The organism is Metasolibacillus fluoroglycofenilyticus (assembly GCF_003049645.1).
GTDB classification, from domain to species: Bacteria; Bacillota; Bacilli; order Bacillales_A; family Planococcaceae; genus Metasolibacillus; species Metasolibacillus fluoroglycofenilyticus.
This window is the reverse complement of sequence record NZ_PYWK01000001.1, coordinates 58,052-70,662: the sequence shown is the minus strand read 5'-3', so window position 1 is coordinate 70,662 and position 12,611 is coordinate 58,052. Positions and strand designations below refer to the sequence as shown.

The following is a 12,611-nucleotide window of genomic DNA, read 5'->3' as shown; positions in this document are numbered from 1 at the left end:
GTAGCAAGAATGGAGGGGATTTTTTGAATGCTAAAGACCATATAGCTATTATTGGGGCAGGCACGATGGGGCTAGACATTGCCAAGCTTTTTCTTGAGCAAGAGCATAGCGTCACTTTAATCGATAATTTTCAAGAAAGCTTAAATCGCGCAAAGAAAGCGCTCGATGCATACGAACAAAGCGGATTATTAACATTGCAAGATAGTATTTTTTTCAATCGTATGCCAAACATTGTTATTGAAGCCGTTCCTGAAATAGCTGAGTTAAAAAGCAGCATTTTTGAATTACTTGAACAGCATGTGACAGCTAACACCATTTTAGTTTCAAATACATCGGGTATCCCTATAACAAAATTGGCTGAAGCTTTGCAGCATAAAGAAAGATTTTTAGGAATGCACTTCTTTATGCCTGCAAATGTGATTCCTATTGTAGAAGTAATTAAAAGTTCCTATACATCTAATGAAGCAAGCGAATATGTCTACGAGCTCTTAGCAAGTGTGCAAAAAATGCCTGTGATGGTGGAGAAAGATGTTCCAGGGTTTATTGGCAATCGCATTCAACATGCAATGGCACGTGAGGCAATATCATTATTAGAGCACAATATTGCTTCAGCAGAGGATATTGATAAAGTTGTACAATATGCTCTTGGCATTCGATTAGTGCTTGCTGGCCCATTAAAACAACGTGATTTGAATGGTTTAGATACCCACTTAAATATTGCTACCTATTTATATAAGGATTTAGAAAATGGTGATACTCCCTCACCTCTACTAAAAGAAAAGGTTGAGCAAGGCTTGCTCGGTGTAAAGAGCGGCAAAGGTTTTTATACATGGGATGAAGAAGCTCTACAACAATTAGCTAAACAAAATAGAAAGTTGCAGGCGCTTTTAGCTTTTTTAGAAAGCTAGTGTTTAAAAATGGCGCACATTTTTCTCATTGGTCATTATCCCAGTAAAGGGACGTCTGAAAAGTCATTTTGAGACGAGTAATCGCAGGTTCAAGTATTTTTAGCAAATATTTAATGTAGAAGCAGAGGGCTATCCGAAAAGTGTATACTTTTTCGGACAGTCCCTCCTAAAAAAGCCTTTTTAATAGCCTGCAATATGCCCGTCTGTACGCGACTCTGTGCCACCCATTAGTACACCTTCATCATCGCGCCATATAATTTGTCCACGACCAAAACTACCAGACTCGCTAATTGAAATATTATGCCCTTTTCGTCTCAATTCTTCAATTAAATATTGTGGGAAGTGGGGCTCCACTAATATCGTTTTATCCCCTGTCCATTGCCATCTCGGCATATCAAGTGCTGCCTGTGGATTTAAGTTGAAATCTACAGTATGTGATACGACCTGCATATGCCCCTGTGGCTGCATATAGCCGCCCATTACGCCAAACGGACCAACCGCCTTACCATCCTTTGTTAAAAAGCCTGGAATAATTGTATGATATGAGCGTTTACCACCGCGCAATGCATTTGGTGCTTGTGGGTCTAATGAAAAATCATGTCCACGATTTTGCAGTGCTATGCCTGTACCTGGTACAACTACACCAGAGCCAAAGCCCATATAGTTACTTTGGATATAGGATACCATATTGCCATCCTCATCAGCTGTCGCTAAATAAATTGTGCCACCAGATGGTATTTTTGTTGGTTCAGGGCTAGCAGCGCTTTCTGTAATTTCTGCTGCCTTTAATTTTGCATATTCTTCAGATAATAAATAATCTACAGCTACTGGCATATCTGCCTGCTCCGTAATATATGCCTTGCCGTCAGTAAATGCAGCCTTCATCGCCTCAATTTGTGCATGAAGTGTATCTGCATCTTTCCATTTAGGCTGTTCAAGCTGTTGATAAATATTGAGTGCCATCGTTGCAACAATCCCATGACCATTCGGTGGAATTTCCCATACATCATAGCCTCTATAGTTTACAGAAACAGGCTTTACCCACTCTGGCTCATAGCTCGCTAAATCTTCCTTTGTTAAGAAGCCGTTATGCTCCTGCATGAAATCATCTATTTTCTGCGCTAAATCGCCCTCGTAAAAGCTACGTGCATCCGTTTCGCCAATAGAACGTAAAGTATTTGCGTGCCCCTCTGATGACCAAATTTCACCGATTTTCGGCGCACGTCCTTTTGGTGCAAATGTTGTAAACCATGCTTCAAATTCAGCTGCTGTGCAAGATTCTTTAAATTTTGTATAAGCTCTTTCCCAGTAGCTTCCTAAAATTGGCGATAGAGGAAAGCCCTTTTCAGCATATTCGATTGCTGGTGTTAATGCTTCAAGTAGTGATAGCTTACCGAATCTTTTTGATAATGCTGCCCAAGATGCCGGCACACCCGGAACCGTAATAGGTAGTAAGCCATACACAGGCATTTTTTCAAAGCCGCGCTCACGAACTGCCTCTATAGAAATGGATTTTGGTGCTGGTCCTGAACCATTTAAGCCATGTATTTCCCCGTTCATCCAAACAATTGCAAAGGCATCGCCTCCAATGCCATTGGAAGTAGGCTCAACAACCGTTAACACTGCCGCTGTTGCAATCGCCGCATCTACAGCATTGCCGCCTTTTTTCAAAATTTCTAAACCCGCTTGTGCTGCAAGTGGCTGTGATGTTGCCACCATTCCCTTACGCGCAAAATGTGTATAGCGCTGCGAATGGAACGGCTGTTTTAAAAAATCCATATTGCTCACCCCAAATTATTATGTATTTATCAGTAAATTGTATCATAGAATCTATCTTGATTCAGTAATGTTTTCTGCAACGAGTAACCGCAGAAGCGCAGGCTTTTGCGCGAGAAAAGCATCGGGCTGAAAGGGCATGTTAAGTCCTCTCAGCCTCAAGACCTAGTAAAAGATACATTTACAGGTCGTTATCCCAAACTCAAACTTTCTTTAATATAAAGTTATCAACGAAAAACTTGAAATAAAAGAATTATTTCAGTATGATGTTTCAATGTCACTCTAAAAATTTGAAGTACTTCATTCTCACTTGTTAGCGTAAAAGGCGATGAAGGACAAACAAAAAGCCTAGTTAATTTCTAATACTAGAAGAGCTTCTCGACATCAAAAAAATAATCTTTCATATGATGAATCTTTTCTGCGTTTTAAACGTACTAAATATTAAGACTTCTTTCATAAATAATTATACTATTTCTTCATTTTTATCTGTTATTGTAATATTGAGGTGATTTTCATGGGTAAAGTAATTTATATTGTGTTAACAGAAACTGGGTCAATTCTTTCTCGCGCCATACAACTATATACACAAGAAAATTTCAATCATGTCTCTATTGCATTTGACCGCAATTTAACTGAGATGTATAGCTTTGGTAGAAAGTTTGAAAACAATCCTTTTATCGGTGGCTTTGTTCAAGAAAATATTCACTCTAAATTATTACGCTCTGCCAATTGTGCCATTTATGAATGCTATGTAACGGACGAGCAATACGGAATATTGCAGCAAAAAATTCAATACTTTAAACAGCATATGGACAAGTACCGCTATAATTTCATTGGCTTAATCGGTGTAGCTTGTCGCATTAAGCTAGAACGTGAATGGGCCTTCTTTTGCTCGCAATTTATAGCGACTTTATTAAAAGAGGCTGGTTTCCCTTTGGATGGGCTGTGCCCATATTTTATGAAACCGACTGATTTGGGCAAGCTGCCTTATATGCAACTTCGTTATAAAGGGGAGCTAAGCCGCTATGTCTTCATTCCCCGCTCCAAGCCAATGAGCAATGTACCAATTGGGGCCATATCAAAAGTCATTTGAATGAACTGTTGCGGCAACAAATGCTCGAAGTTGTTCAAAATGAGCCGGTATAAACAAATATTTTCGATAAATTTCTATTAACCGCTCAAATAACTCGAATTGTTCTGTTGCCCATAATGACTTTAAAATATTACATACATGCTTTGAGGTCATTAGAGCAATCTCAGCATATGGTCCTCTTCTTATTTGATAGCCCTCCTGCCACTTTGTTAAAGACTGGCGAATATGCTGCGTAGAGCCATCGACAATATGAGCGATGCCTCTTTGCACACCAGCCTCTAATTTATGTAATAAATCCGCATCCTGCACTCCATTTATATATTGATAAATTTCTATACATGATGCAATTTCATAATCTTTTAATAATGCAATTATTCGTTTAAACTGATTCGTTTTCGCAAGTGCCTCTATAACATAATATAGAATAAACTCCCCACAATTTTTATTATAAGCCTTCACAATTGTTTCTGGCTGTGGCGGAATAATTTTAAGTACCTCATTATATTCAACCATCAATTCAACAATATGATTGTTTAAACGTTCCTCCTCGATTAAAAAAAGCCCCTGTACCAAAATTTGCTCTGTATCCTTGCGTGATACTGCCTCCTCAAGCAGTATATAAGCAAGCAGTGTTCTTTCCTTTTCTGTTAAAGCCCACTCCCCCTCTTTCCATACCGCTTCAAGCTGGGCTATACGTTTCCTTAGCTTACGAAAATGTCTTGAGCCACTTGTAAAATGAATAATGACATCACTCAAATGTAGAGTTTTTAATTCATAGGATGCCCCACTGCGCTGTGTGATGTGGTTGATTAATTGATGGACAATTGTCGCCACGCGATTTTTAGACATTGCTTGGTTGAGTGCTTTTTGCAACTCCAAAATGAGCAAGGCTGGATTTTGTATATTCTCAATGCCGACTTGCATAAATATGCTATACAATTTTTTAGCATATAGTGTGCTCCAAAAAGATTGATTATCTTGCCATATTGGATGAATCAGCCATTTATTCTCAACTTTATGAACTGCTAAAACCTTCATCTCCTGCATAGGAAGCACCATATCAATCCCTGTTAAAAATCGCAGTAGACCTTGCGCCTCAACTGTTTGATGAAGCGCCATATACTGCAATATATGTACGTCATGATTATCAAGCATTAAATCTTGCAGCACCTTCGTCACACCTTGCTCTACTCCTGAAAAGGCGGCTACATCCTCAATACAGTAGCCTTTTACTAAAGTGAGTGCTTGCTCATCACTGATTAAAATTTGTTCTAGTGGAAGGAGCTCGCCCCAAATAATAGACGTTTCATTCGAAATTCCTGCAATTGCACGCATGAATGGCTCCCCTATTTTTCCCCCTGTCATGCTATACAGCTGCTCGTCTATTTGCAGCATACGTCTCCCCCCTTTTAATAACACTCTATTTCTACTATATCAAACGTGATGACAGGTTGCTGTAGTTTTTTGTCGGCATCTCTGCAAAAGGAAAGAGGTCATCTAGAAAGTCATTTTTGAGACGACCCTTTTGTGACAGGTCATTGCAGAAGCAGTTTTTTGTGCTGAAAACGAAGCGACAGGTACAAGCATTTTTAGCAAATAGTTAATGTAGAAGCAGGGGCTGTCCGAAAAGATATTCACTTTTCGGACAGCCCCCTATCCTTAATCATACTGCTGTTTTACTGGCTTATATATTTTTGCTTGTTTTAGCAATGTTTTCGGTACTTGGAATGTTGCTGTGACCACACCCGGTAGTCGACCAATTTCGACGCCACCTGTTAAGGTAATACGATTTTTCACCTCATCGCTAGATAAATCTAGTAAGGCTGCTGCCCGTTCCACCGCATTATCCGTTGCAATATTTAGATTGACGCCCGTTCCAACAACGGAAATAGGCAATGCCTCCTCTAGCTGCTTTAATCCATATTCCTCTGCTAGCTCTCGTGCTAAGCGCTTTTCCTCTTTCGTGAATGGCTTTGCAGTATATGGTAAATCTTCTTCATTCGCTAAAATAATTGGTCCGTCGATAGCTACCTTTTTTAGCACGCTTACTTGTAATTGTACAATGCCGGCAACATCTGTCGTATGTCCCGCCATTTCACCATCGCCCTGCATTGCATGCATATCACCGATATAAACACCGCCACCCTCCACTTTTACAGGGCAAATAATAGTAGCTCCTTGACGTACGCGGCTAATGTCCATATGGCCATCGGTTTTATGTGAGACTAATTCCTCCTCAGTTAAAATAAACTCATGTGGTGCACCGATTAATGCCGCACCAAAATCACCCGCATTATGTGAATCAGGTAGCGCTTTTGAAGGCACTGTGCCTAACTGCCCTAAAAATGGGCGCATTCTTGCTAACACGCCAACTAAATCAGAAGGCGCTAAACTTACGACAGGATTTTGCTTCGAGTTTTCAGGTATTCGCATATAATGATTAGCATCTAACGCAATTTTTCGCGCACCGTCCTTGCCCACTGTCACACCTAATTGTTCATTATGGTGAAAAGCCATCGTATAACCATTTGTAATAGCAAATGGCGCAGTTGCTGTATCACAAATTGCACAGCGAATTGCCTGTGGTCCGATTCCTTGAACCTTCGTTTGTGGATGTAGCTTGCCGCAGCCAGGGCATTTTACTTTCACAAATGGGTCACCTATGAAACGGTCTGGCAGTGCTTCATCCGTACCAGATGCAGTCGCAATGGACGTTACTTGAATTGATTTAATTTTAATAACAAGTGCATCTCCAACTTCAGCACCCTCTATGTATACCGGTTTTGTTACTTCATGCCCGCCTCGTATTTCAGGTGTTAGCATTGGTCCCCAGCAGCCAGGTGCTGTGTTGGCAATAATTGTCCCGCCATTTCGGAGCGGACCAAGCATCGGCTTATTTGGATCTAATACACCATTCGTAAACTCATTGACAAAAAGCGTTTCTACTGCTTTAATCGTTTCGTTATTCTCATGTTCGATTGGTTGTTCATTCGTCATTAAAGCCACCATCCTTTTATACTTTATATTACTAGTTTAACTAGTGATATATTGGAGTACAAGCATTTACGTGAATTTAGAAACTTTTGTGTGTTAAGCGACTTTTTATATGTCTATATTGACAAGTTGCAGCAAAAGATAACAAGCTAGTTGAACGGTGCATTAATATTATATTCTCAATACTAATCTAGAGATTATTTTATATTAATAATCCCTATCACAATGAGCTGTTTATTTTGTTTTAAAGGAAAGTAACTGTAAGCGGCCACTTGACAAACAATTATGTCTATGATTAGCTAGATACAATCAAATATTCAAATTACTAGGGGAGCATAATTTTGCTGAGAGAGACAAGTCTTGACCCTTTGAACCTGATCTAGGTCGTACTAGCGTAGGGAAGTAATGGTGAAATATGTGCATATATTTTGTTATATACATTAACCCATTCCTTATACTACAGGAATGGGTTTTTTGTGCCTAGTATACACATGTACTCTCAGGTGCAAATTCCGAGTTTCCATGGCAAAAATAAGAGTTATCTAAAAGGAAAGGGGCTGAATCTAGAGAGCTTTGAAGATAAAACACCGATTTGAGGAAGGCAAATCTCATAGTAGGCTAGGTATGATTAGGTGAGCTTGCCAAACAAAACAAAGCTCTTTCTGTTTAACTGAACCACCGTATACGAATTCATACGTAAGTTTGAGAGGTAAGGAGTTCATCGCTCCCCCCTACTCAATTATATTTTAGTAATGACAAAGGAGAGTAAATTCAATGACATTTTCTGATCGTTTATTTAAAAAAGTGCAGCCTGTATGGAATAGTTATTTAGAGCATCCTTTTGTAAAGGGGATTGGGGAAGGAACTCTTGAGAAGGAAAAATTCATACATTATATGAAGCAGGACTATGTGTATTTAATAGAGTACTCTAGAGTTTTCGCAATTGGGAGTACCAAAGCCAATGATTTAAAAACAATGACTATTTTTGCAAATTTATTGCATGGAACAATGAATTTTGAAATGGATTTACACCGTGAGTATGCAGCGAAATTTGGGATTTCCAACGAAGAATTAGAAAATACAGAGCCATCTGCTACAATGACAGCGTATACAAGCTATATGCTTAGCCAAGCACAGTTAGGCGGAGTAGAGAATACGATTGCAGCAGTATTAGCATGTGCATGGAGTTACAATTGGATTGGTAAAAAATTAGCTGAATGGCCAAATTCTTTAGAGCATGAACTCTATGGAAACTGGGTTAAAATGTATTCTTCTGACGGGTTTACTAAAATTGCTGAAGATTGCATCGATTTAATCAATGAGATTGCACAAGGAAAGCCAGAAGATGAACTGAATAAACTAGAAGAAATATTCGTGAAAACAAGTTACTTTGAATATATGTTCTGGGATATGGCTGAAAACATTTCAATGTGGCCAGTAAAAGAATTAGCAAAAATTTAATATTGATTTGGTGTAAATAATAATCGAATGGACAGGAAAAGAATAATTAAATAGAATCTGACCACTAGAGAGGGTGTATTACTACTTACAAACTAGTACATCCTAGTAGAAAGAAGCGGTTCATGAAAATAAATTGATAGATTTCAGGAGGCTGTCCAAAAAGCCGTGCATAGCCGGCATTTTGGACAGTAGCGATGATGTTTCGCAAAATGTTGATTCATATAAGCAGAGAACGCCTCTTTTAAAAATGTGATGAACATTGGCTTTAGCAGCGTACTCTTTCAGTAAAAGGGAGGCGATGAAAACATTGATTTCAATGCGGTGTCAAAACAAAATGGACTTTTCGGACAACTACTTCTCTATTACAAAAAAGGCGGGAATGTTGTGACAAATAATATCGAGAGATTGATGCTTCAAGTAGAAAATCGCAAACAAGAATTGATTGATTTGGTTACTACACTTATAAAGTTTGAAACACCCGCACCACCTGCAAGAAATACAAAAAATATTCAACAATTTATCGCAAATTATTTAAAAAATCTTAATTTTGAAATTGATATATGGGATGTATATCCAGATGACCCGAATGTCGTTGGGGTGAAAAAAGGAACGGAACCTGAATTATATAGCAGTTTAATTATTAATGGGCATGTTGATGTAGCTGAAATACGAGAAGACGAAAAATGGTTAACGAATCCTTTTGATCCAATAGTAACTGAAGAGGCTATTATAGGTAGGGGCGTAGCTGATATGAAAGGAGGAATTGCAGGGGCCCTATTTGCATTAAAACTTTTACATGAGGCAAAATTTGAGGTGAAGGGCGATCTCATTTTACAATCTGTCATCGGAGAAGAAGTCGGAGAGGCTGGTACACTTCAATGTTGTGATCGAGGATATAAAGCCGACTTTGCGCTTGTTGTTGATACGAGTGATTTACATATACAAGGTCAAGGCGGGGTAATCACCGGTTGGATTACAATAAAAAGTGCTAAAACATTTCATGATGCTATGAGACGAAATATGATTCACGCAGGTGGCGGACTATTGCAAGCAAGTGCCATTGAAAAAATGATGAAAATAATAGAAGGATTGCAAGATTTAGAGCGCCATTGGGCGGTTACTAAGCAATATGAAGGATTTCCACCTGGTACAAATACAATCAATCCTGCTGTTATTGAAGGTGGAAGACACCCCGCTTTTATAGCTGACGAATGTAAACTATGGATTACTGTTCACTACTACCCTAATGAAACTTATGAAGAGGTATCTAGAGAGATTGAGGAACATATACTTTCTGTTGCAAAGTCGGATCCATGGCTAAGGCACTATCCGCCGACATTCGTGTGGGGAGGAAGTTCGATGATTGAAGACAAAGGCGAAATTTTCCCTTCACTAGAAGTTGATCCGAATCATCCAGCTGTTCAATTATTGTCCTCCTCTCACCAAATGAACCATGGAAAAGAAGCTACGATTGATGTATCTCCTTCCGTTACTGATGGTGGATGGTTTGGCGACGCAGGTATCCCAGCTGCCATTTATGGACCAGGCGATTTTCAAAATGCTCATGCAGTAAATGAATCTTGCTCCATCGATCAACTTATTGCTTTTACGAAAACGATGATTCATTTTGTTTACGAATGGACAAACACCAAGAAAAAGTGACAGAAATGGAGGTTTATCTTGGTATCAACATAAGTTAAAGGGGAACGCGGAAATCAATTGAACAAGAAGGATGAAAGACTTTATGAGTATGGATAAAAAGCATGATTATGTACTGCAGTTTAAAGATGTATCATTTTATTATGATCACCCACACTATATTTTAAATAAGTTAAATTTTCAAGTAAATAAAGGTGAGTTTGTCAGTATTGTTGGGGCAAGTGGAACAGGTAAATCAACTATATTTAGACTACTTGTGGGACTGGAACAACCAACAGAAGGCTCTATTTTTCTAAATGGTTATGAAGAAACGAATCGTCTAGGTAAAGTAGGCTATATGCCACAAAAAGATTTACTTATTCCTTGGCGAAAGATAGCGGAAAATGTTGCTTTACCACTCGAAGGAAAAAATAAGAAATACGATAAACAATTAGTTTTAAATAGATTAAAAGATTTCGGATTAGAGCATGTTTACAATAAATATCCCCATGAACTATCAGGAGGGATGAGACAGCGTGCGTCATTTTTACGTGCTATATTAACTGGTTCAGATTTACTTCTATTGGATGAACCCTTCTCAGCCCTTGATGCAATGACAAAGCTGTATATGCAGGAGTGGCTGTTAGAACAATGGAATCAAACTAAATCATCGATTGTTTTTATTACGCATGATATTTCAGAGGCATTATTTTTATCGGACAAGGTTTTTGTCATTAGTGAAACACCAATTCGTACGATTGAAGAAATCAATGTTCCATTAAAGAGACCGAGAAGCAGACAGCAATTAGATGAGCCTTCATTGATTAATTTGAAAAATGAACTAATCGATTATTTTAAAATGAAGGTGACCTAATGAAAAGATATATGTATTCTGCCATATTACTTTCCACAACACTTGTAATTTGGGAGGTCGTTGCAAGACTTGTTCATGTTTCATTTATTCTCCCGTCACCCTCCCAGGTTATTATCAAATTGTGGGAGTTGAAAGACGTATTATTGCAATCCCACCTTCCAGCTACATTTGCAGTTATTAGCATGGGCTTGTCTATCTCTCTTGTGTTGGGGGTTGCAATAGCTATAGCCATGCATTATTCAAAGGTTTTAGAGCAATCTCTCTATCCTTTACTGATTACTTCTCAAACGATTCCGATTATCGCGTTAGCACCTATTTTTGTTCTATGGTTTGGTTATACAATTTGGAGCAAGGTTGTTGTGACGATTTTGATAACCTTCTTTCCGATTACGATAGGCATGTTTGATGGATTACGTTCTACAGAGAAGGACTTAAAAGAATTGCTTCAAACATTTGGGTTAACAAAAAGTCAAATTTTTTTTAAGTTAGAAGTCCCCTCTGCCTTACCATCGTTTTTTTCAGGATTAAAAATTGCGGTACCGATGAGTGTTATTGGAGCAGCAATTGGTGAGTGGTTAGGAGCACAATCAGGATTAGGGTATTTTAGTAGAAGAATGATGACTCAATTTGATGGAGCAGGTGTTTTTGCACCAATTGTTATTTTATCGTTCATCGGAATTGCATTATTTATTGTTGTTTTAATTATAGAAAAATCTTTTTTGAAATGGAGAAAAAATTAATGATGAAAAAACGGTTAAGTATCGTTATAAGTATGATGCTTGTATTTATCCTCGCAGCTTGTCAGAGTGAAGGTAGCAATGAGAAAGAGCAAAATAAAAATCATAAAATTACAATGATGTTAGACTGGTATCCAAATGCGGTACATAGTTATTTATACGTTGCAAAAGAAAAAGGATATTTTGAAGAAGAAGGGTTAGATGTCGAATTTCAATTTCCGGCAAACCCAACAGACCCACTATCTCTTGCAGCAGCTGGTAAAGTAACGATGGGAATGTATTATCAACCGGATGTCATTCAAGCAGTAGCAAATGAAGGGATACCTGTAAAAGCAGTAGCAGCAGTCGTTCGTTCACCATTAAATCATGTTGTATTTCGTGCAGATCAACCGATTGAAAATCCACTAGAATTAGAAGGAAAAAAAGTTGGTTATCCAGGAATTCCATTGAATGAAACAATTATCAAAACCATTGTAGAAAACAGTGGAGGAAGCTATGAAAACGTAGATATGGTTAACGTTGAATTCGAACTAGGTTCATCATTAATATCCAAAAAGGTTGATGCCGTTGTTGGAGCATACGTAAACCATGAAGTACCGCAATTGAAAAGCGAAGGTCATGATGTTGGATACATGAATCCAGTAGATTATGGAGTGCCAAGCTATTATGAATTAGTCGCCGTTACGAGTGAAAAAACATGGGAAAAAGAACAAAAAGAAATTGAAGCGTTTTGGCGTGCAGCTAGAAAAGGCTTCGATTTTATGGAAAAGAACAGTGAAGAAGCATTACAAATTCTCCTCGACCAACAGGATGAAGCGAATTTCCCTTTAAATAAAGAAGTTGAAACGGAAAGCATTAATATTTTATTACCTAAAATGAAGAGTGAATCTGGGTTCGCAACTCAAGAAAAATCGTCTTGGGAAGAAACAGCCAAATGGTTAAAAGACTATGGATTAATTGAAGAAGTGCCAAATATCGATGAGTTAATTGTTAATATTTTACCTTAATTCACCAATTGGCAATCTGCAGTTTTCTTTGAGGATGTGACAGCCAATTATTTATTTTGATTGGGCAAATTCCTTTTTTGTACCGAAAGCAACGTGACAGGCATAGAATACTTCCATCTCTAT

10 protein-coding genes and 1 riboswitch are annotated in these 12,611 nt (G+C 38.3%); of the genes, 7 read left to right on the top strand and 3 right to left on the bottom strand.

Annotated features, from left to right (window positions below):
• Positions 1-23: 23 nt before the first annotated feature.
• On the top strand, positions 24-908 hold the full coding sequence (locus C9J36_RS00350; protein WP_201261876.1) for a 3-hydroxyacyl-CoA dehydrogenase NAD-binding domain-containing protein: 885 nt from the start codon (positions 24-26) through the stop codon (positions 906-908).
• A gap of 180 nt (positions 909-1,088) precedes the next feature.
• Here C9J36_RS00350 and C9J36_RS00345 read toward each other — a convergent pair whose 3' ends face one another.
• Complete coding sequence (locus tag C9J36_RS00345) at positions 1,089-2,687, bottom strand: gamma-glutamyltransferase family protein (RefSeq protein ID WP_107941808.1); 1,599 nt, start codon at positions 2,685-2,687, stop codon at positions 1,089-1,091.
• 511 nt (positions 2,688-3,198) lie between these two features.
• Here C9J36_RS00345 and C9J36_RS00340 point away from each other — a divergent pair.
• On the top strand, positions 3,199-3,777 hold the full coding sequence (locus tag C9J36_RS00340) for a C40 family peptidase (RefSeq protein WP_066170571.1): 579 nt from the start codon (positions 3,199-3,201) through the stop codon (positions 3,775-3,777).
• Here the strand turns inward: C9J36_RS00340 and C9J36_RS00335 are convergent.
• Both C9J36_RS00335 and C9J36_RS00330 read right to left on the bottom strand, forming a co-directional pair.
• Complete coding sequence (locus C9J36_RS00335; RefSeq protein WP_107941806.1) at positions 3,763-5,172, bottom strand: hypothetical protein; 1,410 nt, start codon at positions 5,170-5,172, stop codon at positions 3,763-3,765. The genes C9J36_RS00340 and C9J36_RS00335 overlap by 15 nt on opposite strands.
• A 264-nt stretch (positions 5,173-5,436) precedes the next feature.
• A complete protein-coding gene (locus C9J36_RS00330; protein ID WP_107941804.1) occupies positions 5,437-6,774 on the bottom strand; it encodes an acetamidase/formamidase family protein in 1,338 nt (445 codons plus the stop codon).
• A 314-nt stretch (positions 6,775-7,088) separates the two neighbouring features.
• Positions 7,089-7,189, top strand: a riboswitch (TPP riboswitch).
• A gap of 356 nt (positions 7,190-7,545) precedes the next feature.
• On the opposite strand from C9J36_RS00330, the gene tenA reads away from it, so the two are divergent.
• From tenA to C9J36_RS00305, 5 genes are all read left to right on the top strand, one after another.
• Positions 7,546-8,232: a thiaminase II gene (tenA, locus tag C9J36_RS00325; protein ID WP_107941802.1), complete on the top strand. Its 687-nt coding sequence runs from the start codon at positions 7,546-7,548 to the stop codon at positions 8,230-8,232.
• 384 nt (positions 8,233-8,616) lie between these two features.
• Entirely contained in the window at positions 8,617-9,894 is a 1,278-nt protein-coding gene (locus C9J36_RS00320; RefSeq protein ID WP_107943046.1) for an acetylornithine deacetylase, read from the top strand.
• Positions 9,895-9,982: 88 nt separating this feature from the next.
• The gene (locus C9J36_RS00315) at positions 9,983-10,744 is read left to right on the top strand and encodes an ABC transporter ATP-binding protein (protein ID WP_107943045.1); all 762 of its coding nucleotides are present in this window, start codon (positions 9,983-9,985) and stop codon (positions 10,742-10,744) included.
• On the top strand, positions 10,744-11,484 hold the full coding sequence (locus C9J36_RS00310; protein ID WP_107941801.1) for an ABC transporter permease: 741 nt from the start codon (positions 10,744-10,746) through the stop codon (positions 11,482-11,484). The genes C9J36_RS00315 and C9J36_RS00310 overlap by 1 nt, the downstream gene beginning before the upstream one ends.
• Positions 11,485-11,486: 2 nt before the next feature.
• Positions 11,487-12,488, top strand: coding sequence for an ABC transporter substrate-binding protein (locus tag C9J36_RS00305; RefSeq protein WP_107943044.1), 1,002 nt, complete (start codon positions 11,487-11,489; stop codon positions 12,486-12,488).
• The last annotated feature ends 123 nt before the right edge of the window (positions 12,489-12,611 follow it).